Raw genomic sequence first — 20,507 nt, 5'->3', positions numbered from 1 at the left:
CATGCATAAAAAAACCGCAAAGTAATCGTATTACTTTGCGGTTTTTTATATCAATCACATCTATGTACTTAGTGTGATATTCGTCCTTTGATGTCGTGATCTAATTCTCTATTCAACAACTCTTCTACATGACCTGGGGAATGTGTTTTACCTGAGATCAATCGATACATCGCAGGAATAACAAATAACGTCACCAAGGTGGCAAAGGCCATACCAAAGAAGATAACCGTACCTACAGCAACTCGACTTTCATAGCCTGCCCCTGTTGACATAATTAACGGTATAGCACCAGCTAGTGTTGTAAACGCCGTCATTAAAATAGGGCGTAAACGACGAGCAGAAGCATCAACAATTGCTTGCTCTAGCTCAACGCCTTTATCACGAAGTTGGTTGGCAAATTCAACAATCAAAATACCGTTCTTAGTCACCATGCCTATCAACATGATCATACCAATTTGACTGTAAATATTTAAACCTTGCCCCATAACCACTAAGCCTAAGAAGCCACCAAACACCCCCATAGGTACGGTAAACATAACGACCATTGGGTTAATAAAGCTTTCAAACTGAGCGGCAAGAACAAGATAAGCCACCAATAGCGCCAAGCCAAAAACAACTAAAATACTGGATTGATTCTCTTTAAAGTCTTTTGATTCCCCCGTATAAGCAACTGAAATATCACTTGGTAACATTTCAATGGCTTTCGCATCTAAATAATCCAATGCATCACCTAATGTTGATCCATCTTTTAAGTTTGCCGTTAACGTAATCGACTTTTGCTTATTGGTGTGAGACAAACGGATCGCTGAGGCGACTTCGTTTATCTTGGTAACCGTATCTAAGGTAACCAATTCACCACTGGAGGTTCTCATGTAAATTTGGCTAAGATCGGCCGCATTATTGAAGTTATTTTCATCGCCGCGTAAATACACATCGTATTCTTCACCACGCTCAATAAAGGTTGTTTCACTCTTACCGCCTAACATGATTTCAAGCGTATCTGAGATGTCTGAAATCTTAATACCTAATTCTGAGGCGCGATCACGATCAACTGAAACAACCAATTCAGGCGTTTTTTCAGAATAGTTAATATCCGCGCCTTCCATTAATGGGCTATTATTTGCTTCCGCTTTTAATATCTCACCCCATTGTTGTAACTCTTTATAATCAGAACCACCAAGTACAAATTGAACCGGTTCACTTGAACCACCACGAAAACCTGGCATCATTGGAAATACGCGCGCATCAGGAATATCAGCCAGTGCTTTTTTAATGACACCTAGCCCTTCTTGAGCCGTCAGTTCTCGATCCGCCCAATCTTCTAAGATCATGATAACAAAGCCCGTTTGATCCCCTGCATTACCACCAAAAGCAGGTGATTGAACGCTGAATGATTTTAAGAACCCTTTGCCTAGTAAAGGCATCAATCGTTCTTCAACAATATCCATGTTCGCACTCATGCGGTTATAACTGGTTGCATCAGCACCACGCACAAACGCAAACAACACACCGCGATCTTCTTGTGGGGTCAATTGTGATGGTACTTGCTGCATTAAGCCGTAACTACCGCCAATACACGCAAGAATAACCACAGGAGCAAGTAAACGCCATGCAACCGCTTTAGTGACAGACTTTCGATAACCACGCTCTAAAGAGGCAAACATCTTATCAACGAAAATATTAAAACGATTTGGTTTTACATTCGCTTTTAAAATCTTACTACCTAGAACAGGGGTTAGCGTCAATGCGATTAACGAGGAGAACAACACCGACATAGCCAGTAAGACTGAAAATTCAGTAAACAATAACCCCACCATTCCTTCCATAAAAGAAATGGGTAAGAACACCATCACCAACACTAACGTCGTTGCAATAACAGCAAAACCAACCTCTCTTGTGCCTTTGTATGCAGCAAGCAATGGCGACTCTCCCTTTTCTAAATGATGGAATATGTTCTCAACAACAACAATGGCATCATCAACCACCAAACCGATGGATAAAATTAACGCCATCAAGGTGATTAAGTTAATCGAAAATCCAAAATAGTAGGCCGCAATAAAAGAAGAGATTAAAGAAACAGGCACAGTAACCGCAGGGATCAACGTGGCACGAGCTTGCCCAATAAAGATATAAAGAACCAAAATAACCAAGCCGCCCGTAATAAAGAGCGTGCTATATACTTCTGAGATCGACCGTTCGATAAATACGGTAGAATCATAATCAATCGCTAATCGAGTCCCCTCAGGTAAAAACTGTTGGATCTTTTCGACTTCCTCATGAACTAGCGTTGCCATTTCTAGCGGGTTCGCATCAGATTGAGGAACAATGCCCATACTTACATTGACAATACCGTCACTTTTAAACGTCGAGTTTTCGTTCTCTGCACCAATATAAACATCAGCCACGTCTTTTAAATAAATAGGCGTACCATCACTCGCCGTTTTCACAACAAGATAGTTAAAATCATCCGCTTTGTTATAAAGACGCTCAGTTCGAACCGACATTACGATGGCATCATTTCGAACTTCCCCCCGGGGCTTTCATATTTTCAGAACGAAGCGCGGCAGTAATATCTGAAGCAATAACACCACGTCCAGCCATAAGCGCGGGCTTTAGTTTAACGTACATAACCTTGTACAAACCACCCGAGATATCAACCGAACTGACGCCATTAATTAAACTAAAACGGTCAATCAGCACACGCTCGGTATAATCCGTTAATTCAGTTCGATCCATTACGCTTGAACTTAAATTAATATAAACCGACGCTTCACCACTCCCATTGTTTTTAAATACAATCGGATCATCCGCTTCATCAGGTAATCCACTTTGAGCACGAGCAACGGCATCACGGACATCACTCACCCCTGTATTTAAGTCATACCCTAAATCAAACGTAATCGTAATACGTGACATGCCATTTCGAGTCGTTGATTCGATCTCATCAATGCCACTAATACCGGATAATTGATCTTCCAATAGTGAGGTAATTTGGTTTTCCATAATGGTCGCAGAAGCGCCATCATAAGTCGTGCTAACCGACACGACGGGACTTTCAATATCCGGCATTTCACGGACGGCTAACTTGCTAAAAGACACCGCACCAAACACACACAACAACAAACTTAGAACAATGGCAACTACCGGTCTTTTTACTGACGTATCAGATAACCACATTATTGAACCTCAGCTTTTATCGTCTCAGCATCTGTTGAGATCATTTTAACCGTTACACCATCACGCATATTGACAAGACCTTGAACAACAATGTCTTGGCCTATATCCAAGCCTTTTTCAATAACCACTCGGTTTTCTACACGAGCACCTAAAACCACTTCCGTACGAATCACTTTATTATCATCACCAATGACATACACATAACGTTTTGTACCTGAATACTCAAGTGCTTGAACAGGAATAATCGGTGCATTAATAGCAGGAAAATCCAACGTTGCGGCCATTAACATACCCGGCTTCATTTTTAGTTCTTTATTAGGAAAATCAATTCGAATGCGTAAATTAAGTGTTTCTGCATTTATACGAGAATCAATACCAACCACTTCACCAGAGAACTCAAGATCTCCCCATGCTTGGCTCTTAGCCTCGACTTTCATCCTTGTTGATAGCATTGATAAATAACGCTCAGGCACTTGTAAATCCAATTGCATTAAAGAAAGGTTGTCCAATGTAAGTAATTCACTACCAACACTGACCATTTTACCTAAGCTAAAATCAATAAAACCAACCGTTCCGGCAAAAGGCGCTGAGATATGTAAGTCACGTAATTCAGCATTTGCGGCTTCTAAACGTGCCTGTGCAATATTTACACTGGCTTTTTGCCCATCAATCTCAGTTTGAGTAATCGCATTCTTTTTCGACAAACGCTGAAACTCTTTTAATTTACGTTGTTCATCATGTAAATACGCTTGAGCCTCTTTTATTACCGCTTTTGCTTTATCATCATTTAACTGAATCAATAGCTGACCTTTTTTCACCGTTTGATTGGCCTTAATCGCAATACGATCGACTTTTCCTGAAACTTCAGGTGAAATAATGACGGATTCTGCGGCTTCAAGCTTTCCAATTAACGATAAAGACTGAGATATCTCATGAGTTGCTACTTCTTCAGCAACAACAGCAACAGATTCATTACTGGTTGGTCTTTTAGCATAAGAAAGTGTAGATAAAGTACATGCTAATAAAACGGCAAGGGCGATAGACTTTGTTTGATTCATACTGTGACTTATTTTAATTATGGAATTCAGTGAGTGAACATAGTTTACCAAGTGAAAAGGCATTTGTTCGTCAATGAATGTAAAGATGACGCAATAAACTGTAAAAACAATCACTTCAATCTATCTACTATTCACTCATTTAGTTCATAAATGGTGATTTTTAACCCTTTATGACGAAAAAGTCAGCATTCAAATCAAAAAACACATAAAAGTGCTTTACAGAAAAACGAAGTTTGCTATTATTCGCTCCGAACTTGGCAAGGTCGTTGGGAAAACTCTTGTTAAGTATAAAAATCTCTCGTTGGGGGGGTTCCCGAGTGGCCAAAGGGAGCAGACTGTAAATCTGCCGCGTAAGCTTCGATGGTTCGAATCCGTCCCCCCCCACCATATTTTTCTTAATTGTTTGAATTAACGATTAGGATAACTTGATTGCTCCGTTGGGAAACGAGTTAATTAAGTATAAAAATCCCCGTTGGAGGGGTTCCCGAGTGGCCAAAGGGAGCAGACTGTAAATCTGCCGCGTAAGCTTCGATGGTTCGAATCCGTCCCCCTCCACCATTATTCTTCTTGATTGTTTGAATTAACGATTAAGATAACTTGATTACTCCGTTGGGAAACGAGTTAATTAAGTATAAAAATCCCCGTTGGGGGGGTTCCCGAGTGGCCAAAGGGAGCAGACTGTAAATCTGCCGCGTAAGCTTCGATGGTTCGAATCCGTCCCCCCCCACCATTATTTATCTCGTAAGAGATCGAAAAGTCAATTCAGAAATGAGTTGGCTTTTTTTGTGCTTGTTAAAAAAATAAATCATATTCTCCTCTTTTTAGCCTTGCCAAAAGAACTGTATAAATATACAGTTAATAATATATTTCATATTACCGCCCCATTAATTAGATTCTCAAGCCAATTAATGCCGTTGGTATACATAGAGACCATTGAAATGCACATTGCAGAAGTACAAAAAAATCAAGAACAACCTTCACAATGGAAAACATGCAGTTTATGTAATAAAGAAGCGTTTTGTTCTCCTTCCACAAGTGTAACAATGGCGTGGATCAAAGCAGGATTAGGGCAACAAAAATGCACATGGCGTTGTGAAACTTGCCAACCGACAGCCCGGTTAATGAATTAAACTTTATCGTAAATTAGTGGTAATATCATTGTATTAAAAGATCCTCGCTCAACTAGGATTATAAGAAAAACAAGGACTTTAACCACTATGAAAGTAATTAGCTTCAATATAAATGGCCTTCGTGCTCGTCTTCATCAATTACAAGCTATCATTGATAAACACAACCCTGATGTTATTGGTCTTCAAGAGATCAAAGTACATAACGACATGTTTCCAGTCGAAGCCGTTGAAGCCATGGGTTATAACGTGTATTTCCACGGCCAAAAAGCGCACTACGGCGTGGCAATGCTTTGTAAAAAAGAACCAATTTCTGTTCAATATGGGTTTGATACCGATACTGAAGAGCATCAAAAACGCATGATCATGACAACACATGAACGCGATGATGGCTCAAAAGTAACCGTGATGAATGGCTATTTCCCACAAGGTGATAGCATTAAGCACGAAACTAAATTTCCATATAAACGTCAATTTTATAAAGATTTAATGATTCATCTGAATACTCATCATACTAATGATGAAGAATTGATCATTATGGGTGATATTAATATTAGCCCAATAGATGCAGATATCGGTATTGGCGAGCCCAACGCAAAACGTTGGTTGAGAACTGGGAAATGTTCTTTCCAACCTGAAGAGCGTGAATGGCTACAAGCGCTAAAAGATTGGGGATTTGAAGATACTTTCCGCAATCTTCATCCTGAAGTAACCGATCAATTCTCTTGGTTTGATTATCGTTCAAAAGGCTTTGTTGATAATCGTGGCCTTCGTATTGATGTTGTAATGGCTACCCCCTCATTAGCAGGTAAGTGTACTGAAGCGGGTATTGACTACGAATTACGTGCAATTGAAAAACCGTCTGACCACGCACCAATCTGGTCTACTTTTAAATAGTATTAAGCTCTCACCTTTTTAAGGGGGAGCTTTTTTATTGCGTTGCTGTTACGAGTAAAAATAAGCTAGCCCAAAATATTCATTCGCTCCCTATTTAATGATTTTGGTTATAGAACCATCGCTTATTTAAACGAGTATTATTGAGGAAATACAATGAAATTATTCATCTTTGATCACTGTCCGTTTTGCATGAAAGCAAAAATGGTCGCAGGAATAAAAAATCTTCCTGTTGAATTTACTTACCTTCAAAATGATGATGTCGATACGCGTATCGAAATGGTGGGGGCAAATATGGTACCTATTTTAGAGAAAGACGACGGCACCTACATGGCTGAAAGCCTTGATATTGCAAAATACCTCGACGAAAACGACCATTATCCGGTCATTGAACAAGGTACTTGTGCTGATGATATTTCAGAATGGTTAAGTAACGTTCGTCCTTTATTTAATAAATTGACCTTTCCTCGTTGGACTAAATTTGATTTACCAGAGTTCGAACGTCCTGAAGCCGTTACTTGGTTTACGGACAAAAAAGAAGCATTTATTGGGATGAGTTTTGACGACGCTTTTGCCCAAAGCGATAAGTTTATTAATGAATTAACACCTTTATTGGTTGATGTTAACTTCATCACTTTACCTTCAGAGAAAGGAAATAAGATCACTTGGGATGACATCAATTTTTTCCCATTCCTGCGTAATCTGACGGTAGTAAAAGGATTGGACTTCCCTCCTCATCTAAAAAACTATTTAGAAGAGATCAGTGAGCTTACCGGTGTGAATCTATACTTAGATATTGCGGTATAGCATTAATGCTAATCAGTAATTATAGGATCAAAAAAGAGCACATAAAAAGTGCTCTTTTCTTATCATTACGACTACAACCAGCGTTGATACCAAAGAATTTTACCATATTCAATGAAATCAAAAACACTCAAAAATAATGCACAAATCAGTGCGAATTTAACTAGCCTTACTAATAAAAATGATAAGCCCATAACGACCTCCTCAAAGAGTATAATCTGGCTATACTACATTAAAAAAAAAGAGCACAGTTCTGTGCTCTTTTTGATTATAACTTAAAATACAATTAACTTAATGGTCTCATAAATCTAAGCATTCGTGTTTCTAACTGTTTAAATACAAAAATAATAATGAACGTTAGACACATGTAAAACAAACCTGCCGCAATATATGACTCAAAAGGTGCGTAGTAACGAGAATTCACTAATCGTGCTGCGCCAGTCAAATCCATCAAAGTTACAATGCCTGCAATCGCAGAACCATGTAACATGAAAATCACTTCATTACTGTATGCTGGCAACGCTCTGCGTAATGCACTCGGTAAAATAATGCGTTTATAAGTTTGAAATTGACTCATGCCATACGCTTTTGCCGCTTCAATTTCACCTTGAGGTAAGCCATTAATAGAGCCTCGAACGATCTCCGAAGTATAAGCGCCTGTATTTAATGCAAACGCAACCAATGCACAAAATGATGCATGTTCCCATACCGTGTCTTTCACGGGATAAAACTGATCCATTCCGTAATAAATCAGATACAGTTGGATCAGTAATGGTGTACCGCGAAAGAAATAAATATAGGCCCACGCAGGAACCCAAATTAATGGATTATTGCTGTTTCTAGCAATCGCGGTAGGGACGGCAATGCACAACCCAATAATAAGAGATAAAGCGACTAACCAAACAGTAGTCCAAAGGCCATCCAAATAAACGGGTAGGCTCTCAATAATAATTGAAAAATCCATGCTTACCTCGTATGAATACTAAATTTACGCTCAACCAGTTTTAAAGCACCAGTCGACACGGCAGTGAATAATAAGAAAATACAAGCAACGGTCATATAAAAAGTAAACGGCATTTTGGTTGTACCAGCTGCCATAGAACTAACACGAACCATGTCTTCTAATCCAATGATTGAAACTAAAGCGGTCGTTTTTAATAACACTAACCAGTTATTACCAAAACCCGGTAACGCATGCCTAATCATCTGTGGAAACAAAATACGACGGAAGGCCATTGGACCACTCATACCATAGGCTTTGGCTGCTTCCATTTCGCCTCGGTCAACAGCCATAATCGCCCCACGAAACGTCTCTGCCATATAAGCACCAAAAATGAAACCTATCGTAAGAACACCAGCAATAAATGGACTAATTTCTATATAATCAGGAAGATAGGCAACCCATTCATGATTTGGGTCTGAACTTGTCATCCATTCGTTGATCCATTCATTTGACTCATACAGGCCATTATTCAATAGCATCTGTCCGCCAAAAAATAGCAACATCATTAAGACAAGATCAGGAATACCACGAACAACGGTAGTGTAGACTGTCGCAATAGATCGAGCCCAGCGATACGGCGCTAATTTAGCTAACGCACCTAACATCCCTAAAAACACGGCTAAAATGAGTGATAGCAGTGCGACTTGTAACGTAACTAATGCCCCATCTAAAATCGAGGACTCATATCCTTGCAAATCTAACATACTGCTTCCAAGCTTTCGCTTTAACTATTAGAAAATTGAAAGAGGCTATAGACTACGGCCTCTTTCATATGAATTAGTACTTTTTGTACTTATTCACCATATACATCATAGTTGAAGTATTTTGCTGCAATTTCTTGATAAACACCTTTTTCACGAAGTGAATCAATTGCGGCATTCAATTGTTTTGTTAAATCTTTATCTTGTTTGCGAGTTGCGATACCAAACCCATCACCAAACCATTTTGGATCCGTTAGCGAAGGACCAACAAATTCGTATTCTTTACCGCCAGGTTTGTTTAGTAACCCTTCTTCTAATGCTGATGCATCACCAAGAACAGTATCAATACGACCCGCTTTAAGATCTAGATATGCTTCATCAAATGAGCCATAACGCTTAAGCTCAACACCAGAACCAAAGTTGTCTGTCAAATATTTATCGTGTGTTGTCGCGCGTTGAACACCAACGGTTACCCCTTTTAGACCTTCTTTAGTCATGACTAATTCTGTGCCTTTTTTAGCAACAAATTTATTCGGGATCAGTGCGTATTTCTCAGTGAAATCGATTTTTTTCTTGCGCTCTTCTGTAATAGACATTGCTGCAATAATCGCATCATATTTACGAGCCAATAGTGATGGGATAATACCATCCCAATCTTGAGCAACGATCTTACAACGAGCTTCCATCTCTTTACATAGTGCGTTAGCGATATCGACATCAAACCCTTTCAGTTCACCTGATGGTTCAGTCCAACTAAATGGAGGATATGCCCCTTCAATACCAAATCGAATTTGCTTCCATTCTTTTGCTTGAGCTGCGCCAGTAACGGCTGTAGATGCAACAATTGCTGCTAATAACCACTTCTTCATTTCCTTGCTCCTGTAACTAACTTCATTTTTATTGATTTAATACACTGCGTTATTTCGGTATTGCTTAAAACATCAATAAACCAATCAGTATATTGACGAAATAAATTGCTGTAATCGTTCGGATTCTGGTTCAGTAAAGAGTTTCTTTGGATCCCCCTGCTCTTCGACCAAACCTTGATGTAAAAACATGACATGATTTGATACATCACGAGCAAAAGCCATTTCATGGGTGACAACTAACATGGTTCGTCCTTCTTCTGCCAAGTCACGCATTACGCCTAAAACCTCACCAACCAATTCAGGATCTAAGGCTGAGGTTGGTTCATCAAATAACATGACTTCAGGATCAACGGCGAGTGCTCGGGCAATGGCTGCACGTTGTTGTTGGCCACCAGATAGATGTCCTGGGTAATAATCGCGACGCTCATATAACCCAACTTGCTTTAAAATTTGTTCTGCTTTCTCAATCGCTTCTGCTTTTGGTACACCAAGAACATGTATTGGTGCCTCTATTACATTTTGTAAAACCGTCATATGAGACCAAAGGTTAAATCCTTGAAATACCATAGCGAGGCGTGAGCGAATTCGTTGGACTTGTTTTTCGTTAACTGGGATGGATTCACCAAGGCGGTTATTCTTCATCTCAATCAATTCACCATTAACCCAAATTTCGCCTTTGGTCGGTGTTTCTAATAAATTAATACAACGTAGGAAGGTACTTTTACCTGAGCCAGATGAACCAATAATAGAGATTACGTCACCTTTGTTGGCTTCCAGTGATATCCCTTTTAATACTTCATTTTTCCCAAAGTGTTTATGTAAATCTTTCACTTCTAGCGCGACAACATCCTTCATGCGCCATAACTCCTAATTTGTCAGTATTGTTATTATATTGAGATCTTTAATACAAACAAAACATAACACCGAGCAACCAAAGTAGCAACAAATCATCAACCAAATATGACATGTGAAACACTTAATTATAAAAATTAGAACCTTCAAATCGATTACTCTAATTTGATTTTAATGAAATTAAATTACAGCTTTTTATCTAATCACAGAAAAAAATACAGGAAACTGTCATTTTATTTCACTAAATAACATAAAATGATCGAGATCAATCACCTTTGAAACATATCTGATAAGCTTCAATCGTTAGTTAAATACAAGACAAATCATTACCTATTTTTGCAATTCAGGTAATAAATGTATCGTGATTTGTGACGACATATAAAGGCATACTGTGACCTCGCTAACGTTAATTGATTAACGATTTCTCCATGCTCAAAATTTATGTCACAAATAAATTATATTCGTATAATGATAAACAGACCCTAAAACTGAATGGTTTTATATTTCATATCATTACAAAGGACATCTGCTCGTGAAAAAAGAATACAACCAATTCGATGCTATCGTTCCACCAGATATGGCTAAAAAAGCCGAAGATGTTGGTACTTATAAAGCCACTAAAGCCCCTTTCCAATCTTTTTACCTTGCAATAACTGCTGGTGTATTTATTTCTATCGCCTTTGTATTCTATATTACCGTAACAACGGGTGCTGGCGATGCACCTTGGGGCATGGTTAAACTGGTTGGCGGTCTTGCCTTTAGCTTAGGTCTTATTCTTGTTGTTATCTGTGGTGGTGAACTATTTACCTCATCAGTATTAACTACCGTTGCAAGAGCAAGTAATAAAATCACAACGAGCCAATTATTAAAAAACTGGTGCATTGTGTATTTTGGTAACTTCATTGGTGCTATGTTTTTTGTTGCAATGATTTGGTTTGCTAAAATGCATTTACTGGATAATGGACAATGGGGTCTTACTGCAATGAAAGTAGCGCAACACAAGCTACACCATACTTTTGGTCAAGCAGTCGCTTTAGGTACATTGTGTAATCTGATGGTTTGTTTAGCGACTTGGATGACTTTCTCTTGTCGTAGTAACTCTGATAAAGTACTTGTGATGCTATTACCAGTTGCAATGTTTGTTGCGGCAGGCTTTGAGCACAGTATTGCAAACATGTTTATGGTTCCACTAGGCATCGCAATTCATGCTTTTGCTAGTCCTGAATTCTGGACAGTAATCAATATTGACCCATCAGCATTTGCTGATTTGACAATAAGTAATTTTGTAGTAAATAATTTAATTCCAGTCACCATTGGTAATATTCTTGGTGGCGGACTTTTAGTCGGTATTACTTATTGGAATATTTATTTAAAACCAGACGCACGTCATTAATTCTTAATACAGAGATCAATGACTGAGCCTATTGTGATTGTTGTTTATTTCATCACAATAGATGTTATAGGAATGCTTGAAACCCAGTACGGCATCCCTTCTTTACTTTAACAAGTAAGCGTCAGTATAATACTTCTTGGGTAGCGTCAACCGCTACCCAAACTTTATTAAAAAAATTGAAGATTTATTGATTTAGTTTAAGGTTTACAAAAAAAGTTTAAGCTATGATTGAAAAATCGAAACGTTAGTCGCAATATGAATGCTTATAGACTCGTTTTTATAACCATTCATATTGTTATTAAATATAGAGTGTACTATTTGCCCATACGGGTTGTGGTCTATTCATAACACCACTGAAAATAGTACGTATTTTTTCTACTAAAAAGGTAGGTATATCATGGCAGAGCAATTTGCTAAAGCTTGGACAGGTTTTGCAGACGGTGAGTGGCAAAACGAAGTTAACGTTCGCGATTTCATCCAAAAGAACTATGCACCTTATGAAGGTGATGAAGAATTCTTAGTTTCTGAAGGTACTGAAGCAACTAACAAGCTTTGGGCTAAAGTAATGGAAGGCATCAAGCAGGAAAACGCAACTCATGCGCCTGTTGATTTTGATACTTCTCTTATCTCTACCATCACATCTCACGATGCGGGCTACATCAACCAAGACCTAGAAACAATCGTTGGTCTTCAAACTGATGCTCCTCTAAAACGTGCAATCATCCCTAATGGTGGTGTACGTATGGTAGAAGGTTCTTGTAAAGCATACGATCGCGTTCTTGATCCTATGGTTTCAAAAATCTATTCTGAATACCGTAAAACACACAATGCTGGTGTTTTCGATATCTACACTAAAGACATTTTAAACTGTCGTAAATCAGGTGTTCTAACAGGTCTTCCTGATGCTTACGGCCGTGGTCGTATCATTGGTGATTACCGTCGTGTTGCACTTTACGGTATTGATTTCCTTATCACAGACAAACTGGCTCAATTCGCTTCTTTACAAGAACGTTTTGAAAAAGGCGAAGACCTAACAGCAACAATGCAACTTCGTGAAGAAATTGCTGAGCAACACCGCGCTCTAGGTCAAATCAAAGTGATGGCAGCTAAATACGGCTGTGATATTTCAGGTCCTGCTACAACTGCTCAAGAAGCAATTCAGTGGACTTACTTCGGTTACCTAGCTGCTGTTAAATCTCAAAACGGTGCTGCAATGTCTCTAGGTCGTACTTCGACTTTCCTAGACATATACATCCAACGTGATATCGAAGCAGGTCTTCTAACTGAAGAGCTAGCTCAAGAAATGATCGATCACTTCGTAATGAAGCTACGTATGGTTCGTTTCCTACGTACTCCTGAATACGATGAATTGTTCTCTGGTGACCCAATCTGGGCAACAGAATCTATGGGTGGTATGGGTCTTGACGGTCGTACACTAGTTACACGTACTAACTTCCGTTTCCTAAACAGCCTATACACAATGGGTCCTTCTCCAGAGCCAAACATCACTGTTCTTTGGTCTGAGCAACTGCCTGTAGGCTTCAAACGTTTCTGTGCGAAGGTATCTATCGATACATCTTCTATCCAGTACGAAAATGATGACCTAATGCGTCCTGACCTAGGTTCTGATGATTACGCAATCGCTTGTTGTGTATCTCCAATGATCGTTGGTAAGCAAATGCAGTTCTTCGGTGCTCGTGCTAACCTTGCGAAAACAATGCTTTACTCTATCAACGGCGGCGTTGATGAGAAACTGAAAATCCAAATTGGTCCTAAAGAAGCACCAATGACAGATGAAGTTCTTGATTACGCTAAAGTAATGGATCGCCTAGATCACTTCATGGATTGGTTAGCAACTCAATACGTTACAGCATTGAACTCTATCCACTACATGCACGACAAATACAGCTACGAAGCGTCTCTAATGGCTCTTCATGACCGTGACGTTCGTCGTACAATGGCGTGTGGTATTGCTGGTCTATCTGTTGCAGCCGATTCACTATCTGCAATCAAATACGCGACAGTTAAACCAATTCGTGACGAAAACGGCATTGCTATCGATTTCGACATCGAAGGTGACTACCCTAAATTTGGTAACAATGACGCTCGCGTTGATGATATCGCATGTGAACTAGTTTCTACGTTCATGGGTAAAATCCGTAAGCTTACTATGTACCGTAATGCTATCCCTACTCAATCAATCCTTACTATTACATCTAACGTTGTATACGGTAAGAAAACGGGTAACACACCAGATGGTCGTCAAGCAGGTGCTCCTTTTGCTCCTGGTGCTAACCCAATGCACGGCCGTGATGAGAAAGGTGCAGTAGCATCACTTACATCAGTAGGTAAACTACCGTTTGCTGATGCTCAAGATGGTATCTCTTACACATTCTCTATCGTACCTAACGCACTAGGTAAAGACGATGACAACCGTCGTTCTAACCTTGCTGGCCTAATGGATGGTTACTTCCACCATGAAGCTAACGTAGAAGGTGGTCAACACCTTAACGTTAACGTTCTTAACCGTGAAACTCTAGAAGACGCAGTTAAGCACCCAGAGAACTACCCACAACTGACTATCCGTGTATCGGGTTATGCTGTGCGTTTTAACTCTCTAACGACAGAGCAACAAGCTGATGTAATCGCACGTACTTTCACTGCGACTCTATAATTCAGCACTAAGTAAGTCATATTTAAGCCCTGCCATTTGGTGTAATGCCGATCATTTAAGGTAAATATGATCGGTTGACCGATCCTTTTTAGATGTCAAAATCCAAGTGTATTTTATGCACTTGGATTTTTTTATGGATGTTTCTCAAGCTCTAAACATAATCAATGACTGGAAACCTAGCAACGTAGAGACTCTCGCTGATTTACTTCCAATCCATCTGATTGATGAGGCTTATTCTCTCACTGATACGGTGACGATGAGGAAGCGAAAGCTTACTCTTGAATCAATGGTATGGTTACTTGTTGGTATGGCTATCTATAACAATAAATCCATGAAGGATTTAGTTAATCAGCTTGATATTGTAGACCGTACAGGTAAAGCTTTTGTCGCTCCTAGTGCCCTTACTCAGCGCCGAAAAAATCTAGGTGAAGCAGCAATGAAAGCAGTCTTTGAGCGAATGACAAGTTCCTGGCTTAAGAGTGCTAATCTTCCTAAATGGAATGGACTAACTCTCTTAGGCGTTGATGGTGTTGTATGGAGAGCACCTGATAACCAGAAAAATGAAGAGGCTTTTTCTCGCCAAAAAGGAACTCAATATCCACAGGTAAGAATGGTTTGCCAAATGGAGCTAAGCAGTCATCTTATTACAGCGAGCGCTTTCGATAATTACAATACAAATGAAATGATATTGGCAGAGAAGTTAATAGATAGTACACCTGACCATAGCGTAACTATGTTCGATAAGGGGTTCTATTCATTAGGATTACTACATAAATGGCAGATGACAGGCTCAGAGCGTCACTGGCTTATTCCCCTTAAAAAAAATACTCAATATGAAATAATTCGATCGCTAGGTCGTAATGACAAACTTGTTATTCTTCGGAGTAACCCAAGAGCAAGAAAACTGTTTTCTAATTTACCTGAAACGATGACTGCTCGTCTCGTGACTCGAAAAATTAAAGGAAAAGATTATCAAGTTCTGACGTCAATGATTGACCCATTACGTTACCCATTGAAAGATATAGTCGGTCTTTATGAGCATCGTTGGGAAATAGAATTGGGTTACCGAGAGCAGAAACAATACATGTTAGGAAATCGCTTAACACTACGAAGCCGTCTGCCTGAATTAGTGAAACAAGAACTATGGGGTATCTTGTTGACTTATAATTTAATTCGCTACCAAATGGTAGAGCTTTGCTTTAATTTAAAAGGAAATTATCTCCCTTATCAATTGAGTTTTAATGGGACACTTGCTCATGTATCTGCATTATTAGTTGGTTTACCATACTCAACGCCAGGAGCGATCCCTCGACAATTAAAAGGCTTCCACCAGATGGCTGAAAGCTTAATACTTGATAGGCGAAGGGAAAGAACATTCCCTCGAATGGTAAAACCAAGACCTCAACGATATGCCAGAAACAAGAATGCCATTCACCCTTAAGTGAACGGCATTACTGCCATTTGGTGGGGCTTTTTTATTTCCACAAATCCCCTCTTAAATCCCCTAATTTCTCTGTGGTTTGCCCTACTTAATTATCCGAAAGTGTAATAAAATGGCCTCATAATTATAGTTCGGAGAAATGTCGTCATGTCTGTAGGTCGTATTCACTCTTTTGAATCTTGTGGTACCGTTGATGGTCCTGGTATTCGCTTTATCATTTTTTTACAAGGCTGCTTAATGCGTTGTATGTATTGCCATAATCGCGATACTTGGGATACACATGAAGGCAAAGAAGTCTCTGTGACTGAATTAATCGAAGAAGCCAAAAGCTACCGTCACTTTATGAAAGCGTCAGGTGGCGGCATTACCTGTTCTGGTGGTGAAGCCATGCTTCAACCAGAATTCGTACGTGATTTCTTTCAAGCAGCACAAGCCGAAGGCATGCACACGTGTTTAGATACCAATGGCTATATTCGTAAGCATACTGATGTCGTTGATGAAGTTCTTGCTGCTTCTGATCTTGTTATGCTTGATATTAAGCACATGAAAGATGAAATCCACCACGATTTTATTGGTGTATCAAATAGACGAACATTGGACTTTGCTCGTTACCTGCATAAGATCGGTAAAAAAACATGGATCCGTTACGTAATTGTTCCTGGCTACACTGATGATGAAGAATCAGCACACATGCTAGGTGATTTCATTAAAGATATGGATAACATAGAGAAAGTAGAATTACTTCCATACCACCAACTTGGTGCCCATAAATGGGAAGCAATGGGTTTAAAATATCCGCTTGATGGTGTTAATCCTCCTTCAAAAGAGACAATGGAAAAAATGGTTGCTATCCTAAGCCAATATCACGATAACGTTAGATACTGATCGTCGTCTCACCCCTAAATTTATACAAAATGCCCGACGACGGGCATTTTTATTGGAATAAATAATGTATCAATTAAGCTTTTCACTACAAGAATTTCTCTCGGAATATTGGCAGAAAAAACCCGTCATCATCAAAGGTGGTTTTGAGAACTTTCAAGATCCAGTCACACCTGAAGAATTAGCAGGTTTAACACTAGAAAACGAAGTGGACTCAGGCTTTGTTTCTAACTTAAATGGCGAATGGAAAGCAGAACACGGCCCATTAACTGAAGAACTATTTGATACACTGGGCGAAACTAACTGGTCTATTATCGTTCAAGCCGCTAACCATTGGCATGAAGGTGCAGCTGAGTTGTTTAAACCATTTAAACAAATGCCAAATTGGTTATTTGATGATGTAATGATCAGCTATTCAGTACCCGATGGTGGCGTAGGCCCGCACATTGATCAATATGATGTTTTTATTATTCAAGGCCAAGGTAAGCGTCATTGGCGTGTGGGTGATATCGGCGAATACGAAGAAGAACATCGTCATGGTACATTAAAGCAAATTACAGGTTTTGATCCGATCATTGATCAAATCTTAGAACCGGGTGATATTCTTTATATTCCACCAGGCTTTCCACACGATGGCTACGCACTAGAGCCATCAATGAGTTACTCTGCCGGCTTCCGCTCTCCAAAAGAACAAGAGCTAGTGAGTAATTTTGCGGATTTCATTATTGAAAATGAAAAAAATGATGTGCATTACCATAATCCAGATCTTAAAGCGCAAACACATGGCACAGAGATCACCACACAAAGTTTTGAAGATTTAAAAGCCATGATGCTAAATGCGTTGTCGGATGAACAGAGCCTTAAGCAATTTATGGGAGAGTATTTAAGTAACTCTCGCCATCATTTGAACATTTTGCCTGATACTGAGAAGTGGACAACAGAAGAGTTATTGGCTTATCTACAATCAGGTCAAGCTCTGATTAAAGTGGCCGGTGTTCGTGCTTTCTATCATGAAGAAGAAGCATGTGAAGACAACATGACACTTTATATTGATGGTGAGAGCTATGTGTTCCCACTAACAGTAAAAGAGGATGTGATTGCTTTATGTGAATCATCAGAATTTACACTACTTGATATTGAGAACTTACTGCAAGATCCGCACTCAGTGGCTAACCTGCTGCAATTTGTCAACACAGGTTACTGGTTCGTAGAATCAGACGAAGACGAAGACGAAGAATAAACGATCATATAATCAATACAATCACAATGAATTGTACGGATTAAATAATAACGCCCATAGGTTTCATCCCATGGGCGTTTTTTATTTACACCGTTTCGACAGTTAAACTTTAAATTGGGACATCAATTGTTTTTGTTGCGTTGATAACGATGAAAGCTCTAAACCTACCGCTTCACCAGAATTGGCTTGTTCTAACATCTTATGGCTTGAATCTCGGATATTACTGACACTTTGATTCACTTCATTAGAAACGGCTTGCTGCTCTTCTGCGGCTCTCACAATTTGCATATTCATGTCCTGTATTGTCACAACAGCCGCACTGATTTGTTGCAGGCTTTCTACCGACAATTTAATCGTCGATGCGCCATCCAGTGCAATCGTATTTCCCTCAGTGATTGCAGTTACAACCGATTTAGTTCCTGATTGTAACTTCTCAATCACTATGCGAATTTCATCCACAGAATCTCCGGTACGTCTTGCTAACTGACGAACTTCATCAGCCACAACAGCAAATCCTCTTCCTTGCTCCCCCGCTCTCGCTGCTTCAATCGCCGCATTCAATGCAAGTAAGTTAGTCTGTTCAGATATTCCCTCAATAACCGATAATATGGCGGTTATATTTGAGCTATTACACTCTAATTCCTGAGCAACAGGGACCGCTTTTTCCATATTACTGACTAAAAATTGAATAACGGACTCAGTCGTCAATATTAATTCTTTTCCTTCATTAGAAGCCGATTCTGCTTGCTTTGCAGCATCAGCGGCGAGTGTTGAATGATCAACCACTAAGCTTGCCGTTTGTGTTAACTCTTCCACCGCAGTAGCAACCATATCGACTTCTCGAAATTGAACATCGCTGCCTTCTTTAGATTGGCTCGCAATAGAACTTGATCGCGCAGCTACATTCGATAATTCATCACTGCTTTGAGCCACATCTTTAATTGTTAATTGAAGTTTTTCTAAAAAAGCATTAAACCAATGCGCCAATTGCCCTACTTCATCTTTACTTTGTACAGCCAAGCGTTGGGTTAAATCCCCTTCACCAGAAGCGATATCTTTTAAACGTAAAGCCACTAATGAAATAGGTTTTACAATCTGTTTCGTGGCAAACCATAAAGCAGTTAACACTAAAACGGTTAAGACTAAACCAACCATTCCTTGCATTAATAAAGATTCACTCCCATGTTCAATAAGTAAACGGTCTAATTTATTGACATCTGCAAACACCGTTTCTCTATCGACTTCAATAATGACTCCCCAACGCTGTGTTTTTAAATTGATTGGCACAAACACAAACAACTTATTTTTATTATCAGACCATATTAATTGTGAGTTTCCAGCAGAGACCCACGAAGGTACCATTGATAATGTATTATTATGTGAATCTAAAGATTGGCCAAAAGAGGTGTTTTTCTGATCTGATAATATGAGTTTTCCTTTTCCATTGACGACATAAATCGCACCATCACCATTGAAAATAGCGTTATCAGCTTGAGTGACTAGGTCAGAAAGACGACCTATATCAAGGTCAATACCAATAATTCCTATTGTTTGTCCTTCTTTTATCAAAGGAGTGGTAATAGAACTGATAAGTGTCGTTACCCCATTATTTTCATAATAATAAGGATCAATAATGCACAAACGGCTTTCTTTTAAACTACACGTAAACCAGTAATTCGACGCATCTCCGCTCGCTTCTCTTTCTGTGTTACTCAGCTCTTTTTCTGTAAAGACACGCATTTCAGCTTCTTTGGTTGCTGATTTAAACCAATAAGGAGCAAAGCGCCCTATTTTATTTGAACTCGCATAACCTGCATCATGATAATTAAAATCTTCTCCATCTAACATATCTGGTTGATATACGCTGTATGCACCATAAATATTAGGGTATTTCTGTACTGGTCTCTTCATCATGTCACTTAAAGACTGGCGTAAGTCACCACTGTCCATAAAGGTATCTTCAGCACTTTGTTGAAAAAACAGCGCACTTTCAGCAAGCATTTCAGCTCGATAAATCGCTTCATCTAAGTAAGTTTGAATTTGTTTTGATTGATTTTTTGCTTCTGCCATTAATAGCGTTTGAGTTTGCTTAATAACAGAATCTGACGTCTGCTTTTGAACAACCACTTGATTTTCAATCGAGGAATAAATGGAAAAACCAATGAGCGAAGAAGCAAGAGTAATAAGCCCAATGGCTGCCGCGATGGTTATTTTCCACTGAAGAGAAAGTGACTGCATACAATATCCTTCTATATATGAGTTCATTAAAATCTATTTATTTTTTAACTAAAATAGCCAATTAAAATACTTACCTTTCTTTATCGACAGTTTGCTAATAATATTTAACCAAATTTAAACATTTAGATTTTAGGTATAAAAAAAGCGCGATATA

The 20,507-nt window shown here is 39.1% G+C and carries 14 protein-coding genes, 3 tRNA genes and 1 pseudogene; 11 read left to right on the top strand and 7 right to left on the bottom strand.

The window, feature by feature from the left end; genetic code table 11:
- Nucleotides 1–68: 68 nt before the first annotated feature.
- Nucleotides 69–3,177, bottom strand: a pseudogene (gene vexH / locus VSAL_RS10345) (vibriobactin export RND transporter permease subunit VexH).
- Complete coding sequence (locus VSAL_RS10340; protein WP_044583292.1) at nt 3,177–4,235, bottom strand: efflux RND transporter periplasmic adaptor subunit; 1,059 nt, start codon at nt 4,233–4,235, stop codon at nt 3,177–3,179. The pseudogene vexH and the gene VSAL_RS10340 overlap by 1 nt, the downstream one beginning before the upstream one ends.
- Nucleotides 4,236–4,538: 303 nt before the next feature.
- Here VSAL_RS10340 and VSAL_RS10335 point away from each other — a divergent pair.
- From VSAL_RS10335 to grxB, 6 genes are all read left to right on the top strand, one after another.
- Nucleotides 4,539–4,622: transfer RNA gene (locus VSAL_RS10335), tRNA-Tyr, on the top strand.
- Between the two features lie 87 nt (nt 4,623–4,709).
- Nucleotides 4,710–4,793 (top strand) — tRNA-Tyr (locus VSAL_RS10330).
- A gap of 88 nt (nt 4,794–4,881) precedes the next feature.
- Nucleotides 4,882–4,965: transfer RNA gene (locus VSAL_RS10325), tRNA-Tyr, on the top strand.
- Nucleotides 4,966–5,173: 208 nt separating this feature from the next.
- Nucleotides 5,174–5,365, top strand: coding sequence for a hypothetical protein (locus tag VSAL_RS10320; RefSeq protein ID WP_017020736.1), 192 nt, complete (start codon nt 5,174–5,176; stop codon nt 5,363–5,365).
- An 87-nt stretch (nt 5,366–5,452) separates the two neighbouring features.
- Nucleotides 5,453–6,259, top strand: coding sequence for an exodeoxyribonuclease III (gene xthA / locus VSAL_RS10315; protein ID WP_012550523.1), 807 nt, complete (start codon nt 5,453–5,455; stop codon nt 6,257–6,259).
- 153 nt (nt 6,260–6,412) lie between these two features.
- A complete protein-coding gene (gene grxB / locus VSAL_RS10310; protein ID WP_012550522.1) occupies nt 6,413–7,063 on the top strand; it encodes a glutaredoxin 2 in 651 nt (216 codons plus the stop codon).
- Between the two features lie 283 nt (nt 7,064–7,346).
- Here the strand turns inward: grxB and VSAL_RS10305 are convergent, their stop codons facing one another.
- From VSAL_RS10305 to VSAL_RS10290, 4 genes are all read right to left on the bottom strand, one after another.
- Nucleotides 7,347–8,024 carry an ABC transporter permease gene (locus VSAL_RS10305; protein WP_012550521.1) on the bottom strand — a complete coding sequence of 226 codons (678 nt, stop codon included), beginning with the start codon at nt 8,022–8,024 and terminating at the stop codon, nt 7,347–7,349.
- Nucleotides 8,025–8,026: 2 nt separating this feature from the next.
- The gene (locus tag VSAL_RS10300; protein ID WP_012550520.1) at nt 8,027–8,767 is read right to left on the bottom strand and encodes an ABC transporter permease; all 741 of its coding nucleotides are present in this window, start codon (nt 8,765–8,767) and stop codon (nt 8,027–8,029) included.
- An 89-nt stretch (nt 8,768–8,856) separates the two neighbouring features.
- Complete coding sequence (locus VSAL_RS10295; protein WP_012550519.1) at nt 8,857–9,633, bottom strand: ABC transporter substrate-binding protein; 777 nt, start codon at nt 9,631–9,633, stop codon at nt 8,857–8,859.
- Nucleotides 9,634–9,717: 84 nt separating this feature from the next.
- A complete protein-coding gene (locus VSAL_RS10290) occupies nt 9,718–10,488 on the bottom strand; it encodes an ABC transporter ATP-binding protein (RefSeq protein ID WP_012550518.1) in 771 nt (256 codons plus the stop codon).
- Between the two features lie 574 nt (nt 10,489–11,062).
- Here VSAL_RS10290 and focA point away from each other — a divergent pair.
- The 5 genes from focA (at nt 11,063) to VSAL_RS10265 (ending at nt 18,115) form a co-directional block, all read left to right on the top strand.
- Entirely contained in the window at nt 11,063–11,878 is an 816-nt protein-coding gene (gene focA / locus VSAL_RS10285; protein ID WP_044583466.1) for a formate transporter FocA, read from the top strand.
- A 397-nt stretch (nt 11,879–12,275) separates the two neighbouring features.
- Entirely contained in the window at nt 12,276–14,552 is a 2,277-nt protein-coding gene (gene pflB, locus VSAL_RS10280) for a formate C-acetyltransferase (RefSeq protein ID WP_012550516.1), read from the top strand.
- 133 nt (nt 14,553–14,685) lie between these two features.
- Nucleotides 14,686–15,993, top strand: a complete 1,308-nt coding sequence (locus tag VSAL_RS10275; protein WP_012549425.1) for an IS4 family transposase — start codon at nt 14,686–14,688, stop codon at nt 15,991–15,993.
- 147 nt (nt 15,994–16,140) lie between these two features.
- Nucleotides 16,141–16,878: a pyruvate formate lyase 1-activating protein gene (gene pflA / locus VSAL_RS10270; protein ID WP_012550515.1), complete on the top strand. Its 738-nt coding sequence runs from the start codon at nt 16,141–16,143 to the stop codon at nt 16,876–16,878.
- A 64-nt stretch (nt 16,879–16,942) separates the two neighbouring features.
- Nucleotides 16,943–18,115, top strand: coding sequence for a cupin domain-containing protein (locus tag VSAL_RS10265; RefSeq protein ID WP_012550514.1), 1,173 nt, complete (start codon nt 16,943–16,945; stop codon nt 18,113–18,115).
- A 102-nt stretch (nt 18,116–18,217) separates the two neighbouring features.
- Here VSAL_RS10265 and VSAL_RS10260 read toward each other — a convergent pair whose 3' ends face one another.
- Nucleotides 18,218–20,353, bottom strand: coding sequence for a methyl-accepting chemotaxis protein (locus VSAL_RS10260; RefSeq protein WP_044583291.1), 2,136 nt, complete (start codon nt 20,351–20,353; stop codon nt 18,218–18,220).
- Nucleotides 20,354–20,507 lie beyond the last annotated feature (154 nt).

The sequence above is a fragment of the Aliivibrio salmonicida LFI1238 genome, from assembly GCF_000196495.1.
GTDB lineage: Bacteria > Pseudomonadota > Gammaproteobacteria > Enterobacterales > Vibrionaceae > Aliivibrio > Aliivibrio salmonicida.
This window is presented reverse-complemented; position numbering and strand designations above follow the sequence as displayed.

What these genes read in the sequence shown, in the direction of transcription:
- VSAL_RS10340 (WP_044583292.1), bottom strand. Translation starts at nt 4,235, where the DNA reads ATGAATCAAACAAAGTCTATCGCCCTTGCCGTTTTATTAGCATGTACT.
- VSAL_RS10320 (WP_017020736.1), top strand. Translation starts at nt 5,174, where the DNA reads ATGCACATTGCAGAAGTACAAAAAAATCAAGAACAACCTTCACAATGG.
- xthA (WP_012550523.1), top strand. Translation starts at nt 5,453, where the DNA reads ATGAAAGTAATTAGCTTCAATATAAATGGCCTTCGTGCTCGTCTTCAT.
- grxB (WP_012550522.1), top strand. Translation starts at nt 6,413, where the DNA reads ATGAAATTATTCATCTTTGATCACTGTCCGTTTTGCATGAAAGCAAAA.
- VSAL_RS10305 (WP_012550521.1), bottom strand. Translation starts at nt 8,024, where the DNA reads ATGGATTTTTCAATTATTATTGAGAGCCTACCCGTTTATTTGGATGGC.
- VSAL_RS10300 (WP_012550520.1), bottom strand. Translation starts at nt 8,767, where the DNA reads ATGTTAGATTTGCAAGGATATGAGTCCTCGATTTTAGATGGGGCATTA.
- VSAL_RS10295 (WP_012550519.1), bottom strand. Translation starts at nt 9,633, where the DNA reads ATGAAGAAGTGGTTATTAGCAGCAATTGTTGCATCTACAGCCGTTACT.
- VSAL_RS10290 (WP_012550518.1), bottom strand. Translation starts at nt 10,488, where the DNA reads ATGAAGGATGTTGTCGCGCTAGAAGTGAAAGATTTACATAAACACTTT.
- focA (WP_044583466.1), top strand. Translation starts at nt 11,063, where the DNA reads ATGGCTAAAAAAGCCGAAGATGTTGGTACTTATAAAGCCACTAAAGCC.
- pflB (WP_012550516.1), top strand. Translation starts at nt 12,276, where the DNA reads ATGGCAGAGCAATTTGCTAAAGCTTGGACAGGTTTTGCAGACGGTGAG.
- VSAL_RS10275 (WP_012549425.1), top strand. Translation starts at nt 14,686, where the DNA reads ATGGATGTTTCTCAAGCTCTAAACATAATCAATGACTGGAAACCTAGC.
- pflA (WP_012550515.1), top strand. Translation starts at nt 16,141, where the DNA reads ATGTCTGTAGGTCGTATTCACTCTTTTGAATCTTGTGGTACCGTTGAT.
- VSAL_RS10265 (WP_012550514.1), top strand. Translation starts at nt 16,943, where the DNA reads ATGTATCAATTAAGCTTTTCACTACAAGAATTTCTCTCGGAATATTGG.
- VSAL_RS10260 (WP_044583291.1), bottom strand. Translation starts at nt 20,353, where the DNA reads ATGCAGTCACTTTCTCTTCAGTGGAAAATAACCATCGCGGCAGCCATT.